This is a genomic window from Bacillus cereus, assembly GCF_002567495.1.
GTDB lineage: Bacteria > Bacillota > Bacilli > Bacillales > Bacillaceae_G > Bacillus_A > Bacillus_A cereus_AQ.
Window position 1 is genome coordinate 103,688 of record NZ_NVAP01000010.1, and the last position, 21,090, is coordinate 124,777.

A 21,090-nucleotide genomic window follows, 5' to 3' on the forward strand; every position below is an offset into this window, starting at 1 on the left:
GAAGTATAGTGCAACCATCTGTTTCAAACATTGCTACTCTTAGGTTACATCATGCTACTTCTCGATTCTTACGAATTTTTATAATCTATAGTAAAAATAAAGTTATAGGAGTTGAAATTATGGAGTTCTATAAAAAGCTAAAAGAAGAACGTTTAAAGCATAACTTATCACAAGAAGAACTAGCTCTTAAATTAAACATTAGCAGACAATCAATTTCTAAATGGGAGCTTGAAAAAGGCTATCCAAATATTGAAACACTTATTGCATTAAGTGATTTATTCAATATTAGCATTGACGAATTAATTAAAGGGGATGATTTCTTGAAAGACAAAATCATTAAAGAAGGAAAAATGGGGGAATTAAAAATGACAGATCAATTCAAATGGTTATATGTAGTGAGTTCAATTTTAGTAGTATTTTGGCTTTTTGTACTGCCTTGGTCCAATTTATCAGGTCTAACATTAAGCATAATTAATCTCATAGCTGTTATTTACTTTGTAATAGTCGTACACTACATCAAAAATAATAAGAAAAAATTTTTCAATTAAATTTTAAAATGAAAGCCGAAAGCAAGTTAGGGGATGAGCATTCTCTAATTGCTTTCGGCTTTAGTCAATTCAGGCTTAATTACAATTTTGGATACTCAAACCTTTGAAGTAGCGGTAGTATTTTTATCCCCAACAAGAAAAAGCTTCCACTACTGTGGAAGCTTCTCTAAATGATGTGCAATATCAATATACATATTTGAGTAAATTGAATGGATTTCATTACTTGGTGTAGCGTTAGAAGAGAAGTGGACAATGATCATATTTGCTGTCGGATCGATGTAAAGAGTTTGTCCGTAACTACCTAACACTTCAAAAGCATCTTGTTCATTGTGCGGAATCCACCATTGATTATGATAAGAAATAGAAGCGCCACTAGCAATTTCAAGTTCACCTTCTTGTACATTTTTTACACTTTTTGTAATAGAAGAAGGGATGATTTGCTTTCCGTTATATTCCCCGTTATTTAGTAGCAATTGTCCGAATCTCGCCATATCTCTAGCAGTTGCATTTAAGCCAGCGCTTGCTTGTTCTATTTTCGTTTCATCTGTAACGTAATACGCGTTTTCTTCCATACCAATTTGAGACCAAATTCGTTCGCTAACATTTTCAGCTAATGATTTACCGGTGATAGTTCGAATCACCCAAGCAAGTGTTTCCGCTGATCCGTTATCGTAAGAAAAATCGGAACCAGGTGGTGCAGTTTCTTCTGCTTCTTGTAACATATCGTAAATTTTCATCGGACCGTCGTAGTTTTTACCTCGAGGTAAAATATTGCTAGCTAAATATAGTTGTGCATCTTGATTTTCTAATGCTGGATGTTCATATCCGTGAGTAGGGTATTCTACAGAAACTTGCATGTCCATTAATTGCTGAAGTGTAGCTTTTCCGAATGGTGTGTTTTTTAATTCTTTTATGTAAGTGTTAGCTGTTTTCTCTACATCAATACGATTTTCTTCAGCGAGAGATTGTATAATTGCTCCGGTAAATACTTTTGCTAATGATGCCATACCATGAGGTTTACTCTCGTTATATCCATTGAAATATCTTTCATAAACAAGTTGACCATTATGTACAACGACAAAGGCATCTGTTTTGTTATCGTCTAACAGTTTTTTTAGAGGAGTTGTATTTCCGAATCTACGCTCCACAGCAAAATCGTCTAAGTTTTGCAATGCAGTAGGGAAATGGAAAATTTGATTAGGGTTATTATTTATCTCGTTAACTAAAGTGAACTCTTTCATATGTGTGTACGACCAACGTAAGTAAGGGTCATTTAACCAGTTTTCTTTCGTCACATTATGTTTTGATGGGGGTGTTTTATTTTGTTTGAAGTAAGTAAATCCAAGCCCTGTAATTACAAATATAAATGTTAGTATAAGTAAGAGTAGGGGAGATTTTTTAAATTTCATATATGTCCCTCCTTGTATATCTATTACAAGTATACGCTTCTATTGAAAGAAATACAAAATAAGGAAAGTAAACGGGGAAGTTTACTTTCCTTATTCATGTTAAGCGGAAATTTGTCCGTCTGTAGATTGTTTCTTGAATTTTTGTTTTCGTCCGTGTAATCCGTAATATAAAAGTAAAGTGAACGCAACGATAATAGCTGCGATAAAATACATATTATGATAACTGGATTTCGCTGCGACAATACCTAAAATGAAAGAACCAAAGCCAATACCACTATCAAAGAATGAGAAGTACGTAGCTGTCGCAGAGCCACGTCGATGGTTTGGAGCAGCAGAAATCGCAATTGTTTGGAAACTTGGAATTAATGTTCCGTAACCTAAACCGATTAGCATGCCTGCGCCAAGGAACCAAAATGAAGTTTGTGCTTGGCTTAATATGAACATTCCGATTGTGAAAATAATGATAGCAGGGTAAACAAGTACATTTTCACCGAAGCGATCAAAAATCTTTCCTGTAAATGGACGAGAAATTACAACAACAAGTGCGTATACAATAAAGAAGTAACTTGCAATTTCACTTAAACCAATTTCTTTTGCATAAATAGGAATAAAGGATAAAATACCACTATAAGAAAAGGCTAAAACAAACCCTGTAAGTGCAATCGGAATAGAAGATGGTTCAATTAAGTCTTTCCATTTCATTTTTTCACGTTTTTGTTTGCTCACAGGTGCTTCGTGCGGAATATCTACAAGTAGTCCTAATAAAAATGCAAGTAATGAAAATACGGAACAAACGATAAATAACACAGTAAATGAAAAATGAGAAATAATTGTTAAACCTAAAAAAGGACCAATTACCATCGGCAGACTCATAAATACGCCGAAATATGCAAGTGCTTCGCCTCGTCTATGAGCAGGTGCAACATCAGTTACAATCGTACCAGTAGCTGTCGTTGCCATTCCGAACCCAATACCGTGTAAGAAGCGAAGGGCAAGTAATAAAAATAAACTTTGCGCACCGAAATACATAACAGTAGCGGCTAAAAATAATGAAAGTGAAATAAATAATATTTTCTTTCTTCCTAAATCATCGAGCCATTTTCCTGTGAATGGTCTACATAAAACAGAAGAAATAAGAAACACAGTTGCAACTAAACCAATTTCCTCAGGTTTTCCTTTTAGGCCGTCTATTACATAGACAGGCAGAGTAGTCATAAGCATGTAAAATGTTAAGAAGAGAAATAGACTACTAAAACAAGTTCCGAGGAAATCCTTCGTCCAAAGTTTCTCACTTTGCATCGTCATCCCTCCAATTTAATCTAAATTTTTAATAATTTGTTGTAACATTTGAAATGCTTGATGTAAATCATCTTCGTTAATACCTTCTAGCGTTTTTTCTTCGAAAGTATCAACTTCTTCTTGCCATACTGGAACCATCTTTATCGCTGTTTCGGATAAAGAAATGAGCTTCTCGCGGCGATCTTTACCTTCTGTACGAATAATCCATCCCATCGTTTCCATACGTGTTAACGTACGAGTCATCGTTGGTGATTCAACATTTAAATATTGGCATAATTCTGTTTGGGTACAAGAACCAGTTTGATTAATGCGGAAAATAACAGCCCACTGCGCACTAAATAACCCAGTTGGAGATACACGCTCATTAAATTTCTTCGTAAACTTTCGAGAAGTCTGGCTGACGATATGAAAAAAATGTTGTTTTTCGTCCATGTGTTTTGATCCTTTCAAATTAGTTACCTAGCTAACTATATACTTTTTTATTATAATTGTCTAGTAATAGACATGTTGATTTATGTAAAAATTTCGTATAGGTTTTATGTTGCGAACGTATATTCTGTATGCTATCCTTTAATTAAGTAAAGAATTTTCTTTCTATTAAAAAGAATGGAGGAACTTGTGATGATTAAGCCTGCAACAATGGAGTTTGTTTCACTATCGAACGGAGAAACGATTGCGTATCAGGAAGTTGGAAGGCGAAATACAGAAATTCTTGTACTTATTCACGGGAACATGACATCGTCACAACACTGGGATTTAGTTATTGAAAAATTGCAAGATCAATATCATATTTACGCTCTTGATTTAAGAGGATTTGGACAATCAACATATAATCAGTCGATAGATTCATTACAAGATTTTGCAGAAGATGTAAAATTATTTATCGACGAATTAAAATTAGAGAAATTCTCATTAATGGGCTGGTCAATGGGCGGTGGTGTTGCGATGCAATTTACAGTGAACCACCCAACTTTTGTAGAAAAGTTAATTTTAGTAGAATCAGTAGGAATGAAAGGATACCCAATCTTTAAAAAAGACACGAATGGGCAGCCGATTGTATCAAGTTTAGTAAAGACGAAAGAAGAAATTGCGCAAGATCCAGTACAAATCGCTCCAGTATTAGACGCGATAAAAAATATGAACAAACTATATTACCGTACAGTATGGAATCTATTAATATATACACATAATCAACCTGAACCGGACCGTTATGAAAAGTATTTAGATGATATGTTAACGCAGCGTAATTTCGTAGATGTGAATTATGCGCTCATCACATTTAATATTTCGGATGAACATAATGGGGTTGTAGAGGGAAGTAAGCAAATTCATCGTATTAAAGCGCCGACACTCGTTATACAAGGTGATAGGGATTATGTGGTACCGCAAGTAGTCGGTGAGGAATTAGCGAAACATTTGCCAAATGCAGAGTTGAAGGTATTAGAAGATTGCGGACACTCACCGTTTATTGATTGTTTAGATGTATTTATAAAACATGTAGAAGATTGGTTAGAATAGAAAGAATCCCCAAAATGAAAAGTGTTGCATATACTATAACATTTGTATGTAAAAGGGGAGATTATCAATGCATAAACCATCCTTAATCGCTTATTCGCCATATGATCATCAAATATACAAAAAAATAATGATAGACCCGATGTATATGCAAGTTTTACCAGCTGTAGTTCCTTTACAAATGCAGCAGCCACTAGCAGCTCACATGCAACATTACTTATATGGACCATCATTTTATGAAAATCCATATTTCAAGCACTTTCATAACAATGTGAAAGCACAAGTTTGGGAAGGATAGGAAGCTAAAAGGTTCATTCTTTTAGCTTCTTTTTTATTGCGAATATTCGTACACGCATTTGAAGAAACAGTTTATAATGAAAAGTGGAAGCGTGAGAAGGAGAGGGACAAAGGATGTCAATGCGTTTTACATTTTGGATTATGGTTGGGATTGTAGCAATTTCTGGTTTATCACAAGGAATGCTCTTACCTGCCATTGCAATGATTTTTGAACAAGAAGGGGTTAGTTCAAGTATTAACGGTATTCATGCAACGGCATTATACATTGGGATATTAGTTATTTCGCCGTTTCTTGAAAAACCGATACAAAGGTTTGGAATGAAGCCAATTATCGTTATAGGTGGGTTTCTCGTTATTATTTCATTATTCTTTTTTACACAAACATTTTCGTTTTGGGTATGGTTTATCCTTAGATTTCTAGTTGGAGTCGGAGATCATATGCTGCATGTCGGAACGCAAACGTGGATCACGACAACATCAGACCCAAGTAAAATAGGGAGACAAGTATCGATATACGGTGTATTCTTCGGAATTGGTTTTGCTGTTGGTCCGTATTTAGCAAGCACTGTGCAGTACGGTCTTGCAACACCATTTATTATATCTACTATACTTTGTTTAATAGGTTGGCTTTTACTACTTCCAACAAAAAATGCATTCCCAGCGCAAGATGAAAGAGAAGTGAAGAGTGAATCATCATTTTCTCGTTATAGACAAGTTGTTGGATTAGGATGGATTGCGTTACTAGGACCACTTGCATATGGCGTACTTGAGGCGATGTTAAATAGTAACTTACCAGTATACGCGCTTCGTAAAGGGTGGTCTGTTTCAGATGTATCCTTCTTATTACCAGCATTTGCAGTTGGGGGTATTATTACACAAATTCCGCTCGGTATATTGAGTGATAAATACGGAAGGGATCGTATATTAACGTGGACGTTTAGCATAAGTACGGGCATTTTTCTACTTGCCGCCGTATTTGATCAATATTACTGGATCGTCTTTGCCTGCATGCTTTTAGCGGGTATGGTTATTGGATCGTGTTTCTCTTTAGGGCTTGGATTTATGACTGATTTATTACCGAGACACTTACTACCGGCAGGTAATATATTATCCGGAATCGCTTTTAGTTTAGGAAGTATTATGGGGCCTGTATTAGGCGGCGTATTTATAGAAAAAATACAGTATACAAGCTTTTTTATTGCGGTTATGATTATAATGGGAATTCTAGCAATGTTATATATGGTCTACATGAAGAATCAATTCGCATCAAGAAAAATAGAAAGCAGGTTAGGGCATGACAAAACAACCTAATAAAAAGAAATTTGAAGTACTTGAAAATGAAACAATTACAGACTGCTTAGCACGTATGGAACAAGAAGGCTACGCTCCGTCTCGTCGTATGGAAGAGCCGATCTTTCATGAAGTAAAGAAAGACGGTAAAACAGTAGTTGAGCCGTGCGGTAGGAAGATTGTTTTTGAAGGGAAATTGAAGTAATCCAATAACAAATTCTCTTTATCGTATAGAGCCATCCAATAGCTGGGTGGCTTGTTTTTTTATTAATCAATGAAGGAAGGAATTAATTAAAATGAATCTCCCTTTCATTTCTCCTAATTGGCTTCTTTATATGGGTCAAAAGATTGCTACTTTTTTCGTATATTGGTAAAATAAGTTCTTGGGTCTTACTTATTGTTATCGGTATAATGTTTGTCGCTTAACGTAAAGAAATTAGTTACAAAGATTCCATAATATTTAAAGGGGGTACAGCAACGATCCCCTCTTTTTGGAGCCACTACAAACGTAAAGCAAGAGAAGAGGCTATATGAACTATTCTTCTATCTTGTTTAGATTAAACGAGTTACTGCAATTGGAACAGGTATATGAAACTAGTCGACATCCTGATGGATCATGTTTTTCTAGCAATCTATCAATTCTGATGGAATTGATAGATTGCTAGAGAATGGAAAATGATTATCTGTATATTCCGAAGTAAATGTAACAGAGTGTCCTTCCATAATTAAGGGTAAAACCAAAATACGTTGTTTTAAAGAATGATTTGTTAGAACTGGTTATAAGTAATAAAACAGAAAAGAGGATCACATGTTAGATACTTTACAGAGAAGTAAAAAGTTTTTTTTATTATGTCTTATTTTTTTAGTGCTTTTAACTGCTTGTGGTAATACAGATGTTAAGACATCTAAAGCTTCATTACCACCGGCTGAATCTAATATAGATACATCATTAAAAGCACCAAATTGGGTAGAGAAGAGTCCTATCCAACAGTCTCCTAATTTTACGGAAGATAAAAAAGTAAAATCGGTTGTGAATTTAATAGCAACGGGTGATAATTTATATCATGACGCAGTAATTAAAGATGGCAAACAAAAAGACGGTTCATATGATTATAACTATATTTATGAAAATATCAAAAAAGCTGTTAAATCAAGTGATCTTGCTATCGTGAACCAGGAGACTCCAATTGCAGGAAATAATCTAAAAGTACAGGGATATCCGACTTTCAATACACCTGAAGAAGTAGGACAATCTTTAGTGGACACTGGATTCAATATAGTGACTCAAGCGACAAATCATGCTATGGATATGGGTATTAAAGGTGTTGCGAATACAAGAGAATACTGGAAGAAATATCCGGATGTTATCCCAGTAGGCATTAATGAGAGTCAAAACGAGCGTAATGAAATAAAAACGATTACAAAAAATGGTATTCGCTTTGCGTTACTAAATTATACATATGGTACGAATGGAATTAAAATTCCGGCTGATAAGTCTTGGGCTTTAAATTTAATTGATAAAAAAGCGATACAAAATGATGTGGAAAAGGCAAAGAGTAGCTCTGATATGGTGATTGTTATGGTGCATTGGGGAGTAGAATATACATCTACACCTTCAAAGCAACAAAAAGAAGTTGCTCAATATTTAACAGATTTAGGTGTAGATGTAGTAATTGGAAATCACCCACATGTAATTCAACCAATTGAGTGGAAAAAAAATAAAGATGGACATGAAACGCTAATCTATTATTCTCTTGGAAATCTTATTTCTGCGCAAGAAAAATTAGAAACATTAGTTGGAGGATTATCTTATGTACAATTTGTTAAGTATGAAGATAAAACTTTTGGTATACGACAAGCGGCAATCGTACCGACAGTAACCGACTATGCTGATGGTAAGAAACAATTTAAAATTCAATTCTTAAAAGATTACTCGGATGAAGATTCTAAAAAACATGGAATTAAAAAATTTGTCGGCCCCGTTTCTTTGAAGGATTTTAAGGAGATTCCTAGAGACGTGTTGGGAAATTGGTATAAAGACTAATAAACAAAAAGGGAATGAGATACAATTAAAAAATTTATAATTTTAGCATTGGTATTGGCAATGGGATGGAGTCTTGCTGCTTGTAGTGGAAAGCAAACATCTCAGGAAACTACTAATAATAACGATAAAAATAAAAAAGAGATACATGCGAATAAAAAAGATGTTTTACCTATCTCTGATCCTAATGATTGGAGAATTATCCTTGTAAATAGAGAGCATATGTTATCAAAGGAACTAGGAATTGAATTAACAAGTATTACCCAAAATGCTAAGCCGAATATGAAAATAGATAGTAGAATTGCAACTTCCTATCAGGATATGGTAGCAGCTGCAAAAAAAGAGGGAATCAATCTTTATTTAAGATCAGGTTATCGAGCTATAAAATTACAACAAACCTATTATGATGCTTCAGTTAAAAGCTATAAATCTCAAGGCTTGTCGGATAAAGAGGCTAGTGCTAAGGCGTTGGAATATCTTCAGTATCCTGGTGCAAGTGAACATCATACTGGATTAGCGTTAGACATTATTTCAGTTGAATGGCAGAATACTGTAGAAGATTTAAATGCAAAATTTGAAACTACCGATGCATTCAAATGGTTAGATAAGAATGCTGCAGAGTATGGATTTACTCTCCGCTATCCAAAAGATAAAGAGAATATTACTGGCATTAAGTATGAGCCATGGCACTATCGTTATGTAGGAAAAGAAGTTGCTGTTTATCTAAAAGAAAAAGGGTTAACTTTAGAAGAATATAACGAAAAAATTAAGTCTGGTAAGTAAAAATATGCTTTAATTTTATTAAACATTATGCACTGCTATAGGAAAAGGTGAATCTGAGGATGTGTTAACCTTCCGCCTAGTATTGTAAAAACTGAGTATGATAATTTGAGCACGTATGAACCAGTTATCGTGTAAAAAGATGTATGTATTAAGAAATTAAAGTTGAGGATCTGATATTCATATCAGATCCTTTTTCTATCGTTCTTTTAAGAGCGACTGAGCCAAAATATTGGAATGAATATAGAAATAAAACATCCTAAGGAATAGTATAACGAATCCGGGAGTCTACTCGTACGCTTCATTGGGATTATCCAGAAATAGTTGTTGATGAAATAAGAAAGAATTGGTCTTACTCTCAAGCAAGGATTTAATACGAATGAATTGGATAAAAGGTAGTAATAAATACATAGTCATATTGATTAAAGTTTCACTTTATTGAAGAAAAATGCGAAAGCCATTCATAAAATATGGAAATGTTAAAATCCCTTTGATAAAATAGCAATATGTAAAAATAATTATTTGTTAATTCTTAATGTAATGAAAATTCATGTTTAAATATACAAATTTAACTACATAGTTATTGTGCTAAAGGGGGAGAAAGATGTTAGATGAATTGTACAATGCTTTTTTAAATGCGTCTGGTTTTACAGAAAGTGCGAGGAAACGAGATCGGTATGATGATTTACATGATTATTTAAAAGATAAAGAAAGAGAGTTAAAGCAATTCATTCAAGAGGCTGAATCAGCGAAGAGAGAGTATGAGAGTAAAAGTAATGGCTTAGAAGCTAATAAAATTCCGGCAGTTGAATTTGAACAAAAACGTCATGAAAAGGATGAAGACTTAAATACAGTATTATCCTATTTTAAAAGTGCATTAAGCGATATTGGATCTGCAAAAAGTACAGCTTATGCAAAGTATTTGGAATATAAAGCGAAAGCAGAATCGGAGAAAGCGTCAGCATACGCTGCAGCGACCAAGGCTTTTGAAGAAAAGAAAAAGGAATTTGAAAACTTCATCCATTAAGCATACAAAGAATGGAGGGAACCAACATGAGTGGTAAAGAGGTTGAAATTATAGGAAGTAACACTGCAAGTGCCATTTCTTACGCACAAAACATTGAAAATGGTATGAAGGATTCTTTAAACCAAGCGAAAGATTTAAAAGCATATGTCACAGGTGCGAAATGGAATGGAAAAACGAGAGATGCTTTTTTAAGTTATCTTGATTTGATCATTCAATATAATTCAGAAATGGTAGAGGCATTTGAAGGACATACGAAAGCTTTGAAAGAGTTAGATAAAAGTATTCAAACGTACGGAGATAGATCGGAAGTAAGGGCGATAAAACAACTGTGATGGAGAAACGAGGGATAAAAGAATGGGGAAAGAAATGAGTTTTGCACCTGCTGAATTATATGTTCTCGCAGGTGCAGCTGGGGTTACCGACATATTTGGATTGCCAAACCGTGACGCAATTATTTTGCTTGATGCAGAATGTGTCACGAAAGCAACTACGAGTTTAAAAGAAAAAGGCCTACTTACAAGTGAAAATGGAATTACCCCTGCAGCTTTTCAAATAATTGAGCTATTAAAGGAATATGAAAATTGTCATGAATACACGAGAATGAATAATGTATTAATTGGCTTTTTAAAAGAGGATAAAGATCGAGTGGCTGTATTAACAGAAATAGAACCAAATAAAAAATACGAGATCGACTACATACCAAAACCGGACGTATATTTTTCCTTATTAACACGCATACCCTTCTTATTGAGAGAACCGAGGGAAATAGAAGATACATTTTTCTCAAAGAGAATGACAGAAGAAGAACAACAAACATTTGAGGGAAAAGATTTATCAAATAAAGATGTTATAGCGATAGAAACGTATACGAGGCCTCGGAGTAATAGAGGAGGAAAATGGGAATGTTTCTTATATTTCACTGAAGGAGAAGATTACGTTCAAATTGATGTAGAACGTAATCGATATGACTGGGTGAGTCTCTATGCGGTAAATAAAAAATTGTATGACGTGTTAAAAATGCCATATAAAAAGTTAATTGACCCGAGACAATTCTCGTTAGGAGGTATTCAATAATGCAAGTATCAATGGGAGATAGTGGTTCTGGTGGTGGAGAAGAAGTATTAGTTAATTTTCAAGAACTACTTGATATAGTAATGAAGTTAGAAAATATATATAAAATCCATGTAGACGTCATTGGAACGAATATTGAGAGTTTATTAAGCTGTGATTTTTATCAAAAAGGTGAAGCGATGAGAGTAATTGAAAAATATCCTGATATATTACACAAAACACTAGAATTGGCTGAACACTATTCTAGGTCAGCGACAGTTGTAGGAAATGTATGTGTAGAAATGCTTGAAAAGGATGAACAATTACGTGAAATATTAAGTAAGTTGTAGAAATCACCATACGGCTGGGGGGATGAAAACGAGATGGATGTGAAATATAGACCTGAACCATGGCAAAACATGGGGGATGGTATGAATCGAATTACAAAAGATGCACTCATGAAATTACGGGAAGCAAATGAATCATTAAAAAGAATTGATGGAAGAATACGAGATTTAGACTCGGATGGTAGTATACATTTTAATCCTAAAGATCAATCGCAAAAAATCGGGGAATTACTTGATAGTTATACGACATTACAAAAATATTGCGGAGAAGTAGGGCGAATAGTCTCTGAACATATAGATAAACCTTTTTTAGTAGAAATGGATAAATTCGCTCAAAAAATGAGAGATACATCTATTCTCAGTTTTGAAACAAATAACCGAATTGGCTCTACAACAACGACAGTATTACCAGGTGCGCATGCGGGCTACGGAAGTGTACCACAAACAATACAGAAGAAGAAAGATAAAATAACAGTAGAAGATATTTTTAAAGATTCACCTGCATTTGATAACGTACTGAGAGCGGAATACAAAGAACTAAAAAAACAAAATCCAGATGCAAAATTAAATTATGAAGAATATAAGAAAGTAGTCCCATCCACACGAGGATTTGAATACAAATCAATAGAAGATGAACAGAAAAAACTAGAAATGGTGCGAGATATAGGAATAGGCGTAGGGATCATCATCACAACAATCCTTTGTCCACCACTCGGGGCCGCTGCCGCAGTAGTATACGGAGGTGTACAAATAAAAAGCGGTATCGACGGAGAAGACTGGGGAACACACCGGAAATTGAGCCAAGAAGAGCGGGTAGGAAACATCATTTTTGGCGGATTAGATGCAATCCCAGTTGTTGGAGCAGTAGGAAAAGGAGTAAAAGCATTCAAAGGCACAAGTGAATTAGCTGATTTAGCGAAATTATTAAAATTCAAAGAAGGAATACCTGGTTTTAATCCAAATTTGAGTAAAAATGTGGTACAATCATTGCGTGATAATAAAGCTATTATGCTTGACCGTTTGAAACTAGCAAGCCTTAAAATGGAGAAATCCAGAAATGAAAAGATGTATCAACTTGGCGAAAAAATAGCCAAAAGCATAGATGATAGGACAGCCAAATCGGCAAGTTTTGAAGTTGACGGAAATGGCTTACTATTATCTAAACAAGGTGGTACAGATTTCCAAAGCTGGGTGAATAAGCATCATACAGAAAGTAATAAGATTATAGATGATAAGATTAAGGGTGTAGAGGCTTCTCTTGCTAGTAAAAGAGTAGATAATACTGGTAATAAGGTCGCTGGACTTGATTCAAGTGGGAAATTTTTTGATGATGTATTAGAATCTAAGTATCAAGATTATGTAAATAGAAATACTAAATCTGGTAAAAATATTCGTGACCGATTAGATTGGAAAGAAGCTTCTGATAAGTGGGCGAAACTACGGAATCAAGGAAGAGATTTTGAAATAGAAGCAATAAATGAATTTAAGAAAGTGGCTACTGATGTTCAAGAACAGATAACAATTGTAACTAAGGACGGAACAAAAATTAGAGTAGATGCAATTGGATATGATAAAAAAACAGGAGCATTGTTAATAGAAGAATATAAATCTTCTGCTACAGCTCCACTAACTTCAAATCAAAGAGATGGATTTGTGGAATTACTTGAAAGTGGAGGAGTTATTGTAGGAGAAGGGAAGGGAATATTTATTAATGGAGTCGAGATTCCGCCTGGGACTGCTGTTAAAATCGTTAGACCCAACATAAGGGAGTGATATAATATGAAACTTAAAAGAAAAGATTTAGATAAGAGGATTAGTGCCTCGATAAAAAAAGAATTGAAAAAATATAAACTAAAATCAAGAGGTGGAATTTATTATAAGAAAATAGGACAATATTTTATATATATGCATATTGGTGCGACTGGTGTGGAAAATGATATTGTTAGAATTAGAGGGTATGTGAAGCCATATATAACAGATGATATTTTTTGGGAAGTTTTTAATATGGAATCTAATAGTAATGAACCTATTGGATTACGAGCAAACGGTGCATACAAAGTTGACGGATTTGAGGCTTTTTACAATGATGTAAAATATGGTGATGTAGAAAGTTTAGGAGATGTTGCTAATGAATTAATAGGTAAATGCTGTGAATATTTGGAGCAGACTGTAGAGTCTTTTGAAGGTTTTGAAGATTTCCTTTCTTTCTCTAAATCTTCGGATAAAAATCAACTTTATGATTATAACCTTGTTGATATGTTATTATTAATAAATACAGGAAAGTATAAAGAAGCTAAAAGTATTGCAAAAAATCTAATAGAAAAACACGAATATGGAAGATTTATTAATGAAGAAAAAAATATATATGAGTACATTGTAGATTATTGCAATAGACATATATAGGATAGGAGAAAATATGGCAGTTATAGATGTGGATCAGATAGATGCAATTGGAGTAGAAGGTAAAAATCTAAAGTTGTTAATAATAGACTATCTAGATTGGGAATATGAAGACATGCATCTAGACGTACTACAAGAAAAAATTAATAATTACTTAGTGTATATTGAAGATAAGCAGTATTTTAAAGAATATGGAGACAACTTTGAGAAAAAAATAATTGATATAAAATTTCAACATAGTGTTTCGGAAAATGGAATGAAATTTCTGAACGTAGTTTCCAGTCAATTAAATGATACTGACATATTCATCAATATTCACTTACCAGGAGAATAATTTTTTATGACTTGTTTACGTTCTAATTTATTTTGTTAGATTTTTGAAACAAGGAAAAGTTTTGTAGAATTGTACATTTAATAAACTATTTTACCTAGCTTTGAGTAAGCGAAGGGAAAGTAACAGATGGGCTTGATGTATAATTACAAAATTTAATGAAAAATGATGTTGAAGAAGTATTTGACTTTAATTGGGAGAATACTTGTAAGTAAGGAAGAGTAAGCGGTAATTGGTAACCCAGTTACCGCTTTTTGTTTTAACTAAGGGTACGGGTGAAGCTCTGGGTAATAAAGAAGTAGCAGTAGGAGAAGAGATTATTGCCCAAAGGGTACTGAAAGCAGAACTTGATTTAACACCAAAACTTACACCATACAAATCTTTAAGTAGGGGTCAGCAGAAAAAAATAAAAGAAAAGATTGAAAATCGTACAGTAACAAAAGAAGAATATAAAAGATATCAATGGGATAAAAGATTTTCAAAAAGAAGAGCTGCAGGGGTTAATGAATTTTGGAAGCAAGAAAAGAAAAGGATTTTAGATGGAGAACCTACAACAAGGGATTGGACTAATGAACAGATACAAGAGATTTTAAGAGGAAAAAAACCTCAATATAATGGGCAATCAATAATTGGACATCATACTTACAATGCTATGAATTACCCACATATATGTAATAGAGGAGAATTAATTTATCCTGTAACTAGCAGGGAACATTTAAGGGGTTGGCATGGCGGAAGCTATAGTAAAAATGCACCTGGTAGACCTGTTAATCCAAATTATTTAGAAGAATTTTAATGGAAAGGAGAATAATAGATGAGTAAAATGGCAATTACAATAAGCTCTAATGGTCCATTTAGTAAATGTGTAGTACCATTAAGAAAGTACACTGGTTTAGGAATTACAGAGATAAAAAATAAAATTGAAAACAAAGATTTTTTTGCCGAAACAGATGCAAATGATATTGATGATATGGAAAATTTAAAGGGATTAGTTGATAACTTGTTGAAGTTAGGTGCGGAAGTGAAAATATTTGATAGTGATGAATACGGTGAAGGGATTTTCGATTACCAAGAAATTTCTTACGGCGAATTTATAAATAATATTGACCGGTTAAAAGAAATTATGGAAGAATTACAGGATTACGATGATGCTTTGTCTGACGAAGTTTAATTGGTCTTAATAATTATTATTTTAAAAATATATGTTAAGAGTTTGTGTTAGTAAAGCAACATAAGCGAGTGATAAAGCTCATGGTTCTAAAACGATAAATACAAAAGCACATAAGAAAAATTGATGAAAAAGAATGTATTTTTGAAGTGGATAGAAAAATATATGGTGTTTGAAAATAGATACTCCATGATGGTTGTACCATCATAGAGTGTTATGTGCAATGATAGAATAGAAAATAAAGTACGAGCTTAGGCGAGATGACATTTTACCGGGCGATAAATATAAACACATGGAATGTATATTAAACTAACAAGCTCGTACAAACTCGTAAGTTTTAATATAGTATTTGTCATGATGTACAAAAGGCGTCATACTGTTACTACAAAACTTACAAATTTACGCTACTTAAAAACATATGAACTTAAAGCACTTGATTGTCAATTAAAGGCAACAAGTGCTTTTTTGCGTTTTAGCGTAGAAATTTAAAAGAGCATTATAATTCTATAAGTGCATTAAGTGTTAAATTTTTATTGTTGTTTTATAGATTGTAATGGCTATCTACAGTGTACGACGATAGTAGAGGAAAAAATAAAGGGTTGTGTTATTTTTTGAAGTCATCGTAAAGTACGCTTTAACGGATGGACGTTATGCACACGTTATCCGCAAAAAACGGGTAAACGTTACAGGGATTGTAATTGCTGTAACGGGAGAGGATTCAATATGGAAGAGAAAGTTGTTGGTTATGTACGAGTTTCAACAGAAGGACAAGTGCGTGAAGGGTATAGCCTAACGTATCAAGTAGAAGAAATTGAACGGTACTGCACTGAAAATAAACTACAACTGCTTCACATATACGAAGATAAAGGGCTAAGCGGAGCGACAGTAGATGAAGATGGATTAACAATTGAACGTGAAGGCTTACAAGAGCTATTGTCAGATATGGCATATCATCAAGTAAGCCACGTGATTGTCCTGAATACATCTCGGTTATGGCGCTCTGATATGGCAAAAGTGTTAATACAAAGAGAACTAAAGAAATATGAGGTAGATGTGAAGGCAATTGAACAACCAAATTACAGTATATATGCACATGAGCCAAATGACTTTTTAGTAAATGGCATGTTAGAGCTATTAGACCAATACCAACGTCTTGAAATTGCATTAAAGCTAAGTAGAGGCAGAAAGAAAAAAGCAGAACAAGGTGGATATGCGGGGGGCGGTGTGATGTTTGGTTATAGAGTAAAGAAAGGACAAAAAGTGTTAGAGGTAGATGCGGAGAAAGCGATAGTTGTACGTAGACTATTTGAATTAAGACAATTTTTTAAACATTGGTCGCTAACTCAATTGGCAGAACGACTAAATAGGGAAGGGTATTGTACTGAGAAAGGAAAGTTGTTTACGAAAGTGCAAGTGAAACGTATGTTAGACCGAGAGAACTTTTATCGAGGGGTATATACATACGGGCAAATACAAACAATTGGGAAACATCCAGCAATTATTTTATAAACTCACTTAAAAAATTAGCTCATTTTACTATACATACTACTAGAGTTATGAAAAATGGATAGGCTTGCGTACCTATGCGCATCGGAAGATGAACGCTCGAACTAAGGTTGCCGACATTTTTATATATGACTAAATCATTGAATAGAGGGATGAGTTATGCATAATAGACAGAACTATTTGTATGTAGGAGTAGATTTACATAAGGAGCAGCATACGGCTGTTATTATTAATTGCTGGCAAGAGAAACTAGGAGAAATACAATTTGATAATAAACCATCGGCATTTTCGAAGTTTTTATTAGAAGTAGAGACGTATGTGAGTGATGGTTTATCAGTTGTATTTGGCTTAGAAGATGTTGGTGGTTATGGAAGAGCGTTAGCGAAATATTTAGTAGATCATGAACAAGTAGTGAAAGAAGTAAATCCAGCTTTATCATTTTTAGAACGAAAGAGCCAAGTGATGATACAAAAAAATGATAGTTGGGATGCGGAATGTGTGGCACGCATATTGGTAAACAAATTTAATCAATTGCCAGATGCAAAGCCAAACGATTTATTTTGGTCGATACAACAACTGGTTTCAAGAAGGAATGCGTTAGTAAAAGCACAAAGTGCATTAAAGAACCAATTACATATTCAATTAAACCACCATTATCCAAGTTATAAAAAGTTTTTCTCAGAGTTAGATGGAAAAACAGCATTAGCATTTTGGCAGCAGTATCCGTCACCGTCCTGTTTAGAGGGTGTTAGTATAAAGCAATTAACAGCTTTTTTATTAGATGTTAGCAACAATACATGTTCGGTAAAGAAAGCAAGCGAAATATTAAGGCTTGTAAAAGAAGATGGACAAACAATGAAAGAGTATCAAGAAATGCGAAACTTTTTAGTAAGAAGTATTGTACGGGAGATTGAGTTTAAAAAGAAGGAAATGAAATACATCGAAAGAGAATTAAAACAGCTAGTAAATCTACTAGATTATCAATTAGAGACGATGCCAGGAATAGAACTTGTGACGGCATCAGCATTAATAGCTGAGATAGGAGATATAAGACGATTTCCAAATGCCAATAAATTAGCACGATTTGCGGGGATTGCGCCTGTTTACTTTGGTTCTGGTGGGAAAGGTAAGACACATAAAAGCAAACAAGGAAACAGGGCGCTACACGCTTTATTTTATAATTTAGCTGTACAGCAAGTGCAAGTAGCAAAAGGAAGTAAGTTACCCAGAAACCTAGTGTTTCATGCATATTATCAAAAGAAACTTAAAGAGGGAAAAACAAAAGGACAAGCATTGGTATGTATTATGAGAAGGCTTGTAAACATTGTATATGGCATGATGAAATATAAAGCAGCTTATGAATTGCCGGTAGTGGAAGAAAAAGAAGTAGTTTAATAAGGTTTTACATGGTTTGCTTTTTTATTGTGAGGGTTTAAGATTACAACATAGGGTACGGGTAATCCTACTAAGATAACGGAAATACAAGAGGGGGACCTTGGGAAGCACATTATTAAAGGGAAAAATGGAAGAAAAGAACTGGCACCAAACGTGCGTTATATTACCGAGGATGGTTATAAATATACAACAGATGAGCTTGGTAGAATAGTAGATGTTAAGGCAGGAGAATTAATACTTCAAAAAGGAAAACGAAACAAAGGAATGCAAGTGGCAGCAGGCCGTGAAGATAGGTTACCTGATGATGATGGTGGCCACTTGATAGGAACTCAATTCCATGGTTCTGGAGATATTGATAATTTGATTGCTCAAAATAGACAAATTAATCGCTCTGGTGGAGAGTGGTATAATATGGAGCAAGAGTGGGCTAATGCATTAGGTGGAAAGCCTCCTAAAAAAGTGTCAGTAAAGATTGAACCAGTATACTCAGGTTCATCGCTAAGACCAAACTTATTTAAAATAAAATACCAAATTGAAGGTCAACGTAAGGTAATACGTGAAATACTTAATAAAACAGGAGGTTGATGTAAAAGTGTTCGAATTAGAATTACATAAAATCTATCAAAATATAGCTCAAAAAATAAATGATACAATTCCCGTAGAGTGGGATATCTTTTATTTTAATGCAGAGATTCATAACCAAGAGGGTGGGGTATTATTCTTTTTCAATACCCCAGATAGGTCGGATGAATATATATATTCCCATGATATACCAGATGTGTTTAATGTGAGTGAAAAAGAATATGATAAGAAATATGATGAATTATTTCATTTAAGTGTAGAGTTACAAGAGATATTTACAAAAAATAATCAGGAAGCTTGGTATTCTCTTGACATGATTGTGACATCTGAGGGTAAATTAAAAATCCATTATGGGTATACTAAATGGTATCAATCTACTTTTGGACCGAATGACCGAGTGGATTATTTTGAATATAAATATTTAGGGAAGAAACCTAGTAATGAAAATGAGCGAAGAAAATTCGAAGAGATGAAAGAATATGAAGAGCAAAATAAATCTTAAAATATTTTTTGTTAAATTAAGGAATGCATTATTAGCGAGTAGATATGTAAAATATTCAAATCAACTAGCTTTGGTTGGACTATTGGAAAAAGAATAGTGACGGATTAATGTTACTTATAAAATATATAAATTTAAAGCACTTGATTGTTATTTTTGACAACAAGTGCTTTTTTCATAGACATATTTAAACTTGATGAATAATGCGCGGTATATATTGATAAAAGAAAATAAATTGTTAATATTATATAATTGAAATTAAATTAGCAAAAGGTGTGGACTCCGTAACCCCATTCGTTAAAGGTGTAGAAATACTGCCAGATGGAAGTGTCGTTAGATCTGGAACGAACTATAGCGGGAAATTCCAAGAAGCCCATGATGCCTCAAAGGCGAGTATTCAGAGTAGGATCTCGAATTTGGAGAGTGGTGGGGTTAAGGGTACGGGTAATTCCAGTAAGGTAGTCAATGAGGCTAATTTAAATAATATAGATGAATTTATAAATGGGACTAAGAAATTTGATGATGTTATTAATGATTATGTAAAGTTGTACAGTGAAAAAATTATATCAAATAAAACGTGGTCATGGAATAAGTCACTTCACGGTGGAGCTAATTTAACGGCTCGTCAAAAAAGAATGATTAAGGAAAAAGCAGTTGCAGATGGTTTGGTTCCTGATGTGAAGGTTATTAAAGCTGATGGAATGAGATACGGATTTGCCGATTTTAAGAGTGCTGGGCTTGTTGTAGAGACAAAGCAACTTCCAGAGAGGCTATGGTTAATGTCAGACGAAGAGCAATTTAAATGGCTCGATAATGCAATAGGTGGACGACCGGAAGGTATGACATGGCATCATACTGAAGTACCGGGTAAAATGGAGTTGATTCCTTTTGGAATACACAATATTACGATTCACAATGGTGGAAGGTCGGCCGGAATGTGGGCCGATGCTCCTAGATAGTAAACTAAAGAAAGAGGTAAAAACATGAAAATAAAACAGGATACTATTGTAAAACCATTACCTTCAGAAGAGTTAATAAAAAAACATGAAAATTTTTGGAGATTAAAACTACCAGGTTCATTTTTGGATTTTATTAAAGTGTATAATGGTGCAGAAGTTGAAGAAGCTACATTTGTATGTGATAATCGTAGTTATGCGATAGAAAGGTTTTTATGTATGCTGGATGACATTGAAAATAACCCTAAAGGGATCTATGATATTGATGTTGTATTTTCACAGATAGAGGAAAGATTAACTGATAATGAAGATTTATTAGGTGCAGAGGTATTACCAATAGCTAGTATATTTGCAGGGGATTTTGTATGCTTGGATTTTAGAGAAAATAAAGAGAATCCATCGGTGTGTGTATGGTCTCATGAAGAGTCAGGAGAGTTTGAACCAGTGTTTTATAAAATAGTAGATAACTTTACTGAGTTTTTAGAGGTACTACAATAAAACTTGGCACAATGACTTTGTAAGTAATATAACAAGACTTAATATTTGGTATTAAAGTTAAAGATGTATAAGAAAAGTGAAGAAAAAGAATGAATAAGCTGTTAAAAAGTAAGTACTCCATGATGGTTGTACCATCATAGAGTATTATGTGC

The 21,090-nt window shown here is 33.9% G+C and carries 25 protein-coding genes; 22 read left to right on the forward strand and 3 right to left on the reverse strand.

The features are described 5' to 3' along the window. The first annotated feature begins 119 nt into the window (after positions 1-119). Entirely contained in the window at positions 120-548 is a 429-nt protein-coding gene (locus tag COK05_RS05385) for a helix-turn-helix domain-containing protein (protein ID WP_087954897.1), read from the forward strand. Positions 549-697: 149 nt separating this feature from the next. On the opposite strand, the gene COK05_RS05390 is transcribed toward COK05_RS05385, so the two are convergent. The 3 genes from COK05_RS05390 to COK05_RS05400 all read right to left on the reverse strand — a co-directional run bounded on the left by COK05_RS05390 (position 698) and on the right by COK05_RS05400 (position 3,688). Beyond that, positions 698-1,957, reverse strand: coding sequence for a serine hydrolase domain-containing protein (locus tag COK05_RS05390; RefSeq protein WP_098611751.1), 1,260 nt, complete (start codon positions 1,955-1,957; stop codon positions 698-700). Positions 1,958-2,056: 99 nt separating this feature from the next. Further along, on the reverse strand, positions 2,057-3,256 hold the full coding sequence (locus tag COK05_RS05395) for an MFS transporter (RefSeq protein WP_098611752.1): 1,200 nt from the start codon (positions 3,254-3,256) through the stop codon (positions 2,057-2,059). A gap of 15 nt (positions 3,257-3,271) precedes the next feature. Next, positions 3,272-3,688: a MarR family winged helix-turn-helix transcriptional regulator gene (locus COK05_RS05400; protein WP_141538905.1), complete on the reverse strand. Its 417-nt coding sequence runs from the start codon at positions 3,686-3,688 to the stop codon at positions 3,272-3,274. A 189-nt stretch (positions 3,689-3,877) separates the two neighbouring features. On the opposite strand from COK05_RS05400, the gene phaZ reads away from it, so the two are divergent. From phaZ to COK05_RS05515, 21 genes are all read left to right on the forward strand, one after another. Then, positions 3,878-4,774 carry an intracellular short-chain-length polyhydroxyalkanoate depolymerase gene (gene phaZ, locus COK05_RS05405; RefSeq protein ID WP_098611754.1) on the forward strand — a complete coding sequence of 299 codons (897 nt, stop codon included), beginning with the start codon at positions 3,878-3,880 and terminating at the stop codon, positions 4,772-4,774. Between the two features lie 67 nt (positions 4,775-4,841). Then, complete coding sequence (locus COK05_RS05410; RefSeq protein ID WP_016080942.1) at positions 4,842-5,069, forward strand: hypothetical protein; 228 nt, start codon at positions 4,842-4,844, stop codon at positions 5,067-5,069. A 113-nt stretch (positions 5,070-5,182) separates the two neighbouring features. Next, entirely contained in the window at positions 5,183-6,379 is a 1,197-nt protein-coding gene (locus COK05_RS05415; RefSeq protein ID WP_098611755.1) for an MFS transporter, read from the forward strand. Next, positions 6,363-6,563 (forward strand): NETI motif-containing protein, encoded by a 201-nt coding sequence (locus tag COK05_RS05420; RefSeq protein ID WP_000166303.1) that lies wholly within the window; start codon positions 6,363-6,365, stop codon positions 6,561-6,563. Before COK05_RS05415 ends, COK05_RS05420 begins: the two co-directional genes overlap by 17 nt. 603 nt (positions 6,564-7,166) lie before the next feature. Further along, on the forward strand, positions 7,167-8,402 hold the full coding sequence (locus tag COK05_RS05425) for a CapA family protein (RefSeq protein ID WP_098611756.1): 1,236 nt from the start codon (positions 7,167-7,169) through the stop codon (positions 8,400-8,402). A gap of 48 nt (positions 8,403-8,450) precedes the next feature. Further along, on the forward strand, positions 8,451-9,182 hold the full coding sequence (locus COK05_RS05430) for a M15 family metallopeptidase (RefSeq protein WP_000241993.1): 732 nt from the start codon (positions 8,451-8,453) through the stop codon (positions 9,180-9,182). A 601-nt stretch (positions 9,183-9,783) separates the two neighbouring features. Then, complete coding sequence (locus COK05_RS05435; RefSeq protein WP_000883462.1) at positions 9,784-10,206, forward strand: hypothetical protein; 423 nt, start codon at positions 9,784-9,786, stop codon at positions 10,204-10,206. A gap of 26 nt (positions 10,207-10,232) precedes the next feature. After that, a complete protein-coding gene (locus COK05_RS05440) occupies positions 10,233-10,538 on the forward strand; it encodes a WXG100 family type VII secretion target (RefSeq protein ID WP_000014538.1) in 306 nt (101 codons plus the stop codon). Between the two features lie 22 nt (positions 10,539-10,560). Continuing rightward, complete coding sequence (locus COK05_RS05445) at positions 10,561-11,280, forward strand: DUF5081 family protein (protein WP_098611757.1); 720 nt, start codon at positions 10,561-10,563, stop codon at positions 11,278-11,280. Beyond that, entirely contained in the window at positions 11,280-11,606 is a 327-nt protein-coding gene (locus tag COK05_RS05450; protein WP_001198201.1) for a hypothetical protein, read from the forward strand. Before COK05_RS05445 ends, COK05_RS05450 begins: the two co-directional genes overlap by 1 nt. A gap of 33 nt (positions 11,607-11,639) precedes the next feature. Further along, on the forward strand, positions 11,640-13,376 hold the full coding sequence (locus COK05_RS05455; protein WP_098611758.1) for a hypothetical protein: 1,737 nt from the start codon (positions 11,640-11,642) through the stop codon (positions 13,374-13,376). Between the two features lie 6 nt (positions 13,377-13,382). After that, the gene (locus COK05_RS05460) at positions 13,383-14,006 is read left to right on the forward strand and encodes a hypothetical protein (RefSeq protein ID WP_098611759.1); all 624 of its coding nucleotides are present in this window, start codon (positions 13,383-13,385) and stop codon (positions 14,004-14,006) included. A gap of 13 nt (positions 14,007-14,019) precedes the next feature. Next, the gene (locus COK05_RS05465; protein WP_098611760.1) at positions 14,020-14,337 is read left to right on the forward strand and encodes a DUF6572 domain-containing protein; all 318 of its coding nucleotides are present in this window, start codon (positions 14,020-14,022) and stop codon (positions 14,335-14,337) included. Positions 14,338-14,566: 229 nt separating this feature from the next. Next, the gene (locus COK05_RS05470) at positions 14,567-15,130 is read left to right on the forward strand and encodes a hypothetical protein (RefSeq protein WP_255290303.1); all 564 of its coding nucleotides are present in this window, start codon (positions 14,567-14,569) and stop codon (positions 15,128-15,130) included. 18 nt (positions 15,131-15,148) lie between these two features. After that, positions 15,149-15,505, forward strand: coding sequence for a hypothetical protein (locus COK05_RS05475; protein WP_000041340.1), 357 nt, complete (start codon positions 15,149-15,151; stop codon positions 15,503-15,505). A gap of 720 nt (positions 15,506-16,225) precedes the next feature. Continuing rightward, positions 16,226-17,011, forward strand: coding sequence for a recombinase family protein (locus COK05_RS05490; RefSeq protein WP_098611762.1), 786 nt, complete (start codon positions 16,226-16,228; stop codon positions 17,009-17,011). Between the two features lie 156 nt (positions 17,012-17,167). Continuing rightward, positions 17,168-18,403 (forward strand): IS110 family transposase, encoded by a 1,236-nt coding sequence (locus COK05_RS05495; protein ID WP_098611763.1) that lies wholly within the window; start codon positions 17,168-17,170, stop codon positions 18,401-18,403. Between the two features lie 75 nt (positions 18,404-18,478). Next, entirely contained in the window at positions 18,479-18,988 is a 510-nt protein-coding gene (locus tag COK05_RS05500; RefSeq protein ID WP_098611764.1) for a DNA/RNA non-specific endonuclease, read from the forward strand. A gap of 7 nt (positions 18,989-18,995) precedes the next feature. After that, positions 18,996-19,487, forward strand: coding sequence for an immunity protein YezG family protein (locus COK05_RS05505; protein ID WP_098611765.1), 492 nt, complete (start codon positions 18,996-18,998; stop codon positions 19,485-19,487). Positions 19,488-19,759: 272 nt separating this feature from the next. Continuing rightward, positions 19,760-20,443, forward strand: coding sequence for an HNH endonuclease (locus COK05_RS31540; protein WP_098611766.1), 684 nt, complete (start codon positions 19,760-19,762; stop codon positions 20,441-20,443). Positions 20,444-20,467: 24 nt separating this feature from the next. After that, on the forward strand, positions 20,468-20,938 hold the full coding sequence (locus tag COK05_RS05515) for an SMI1/KNR4 family protein (protein WP_086385171.1): 471 nt from the start codon (positions 20,468-20,470) through the stop codon (positions 20,936-20,938). Positions 20,939-21,090: the final 152 nt, after the last annotated feature.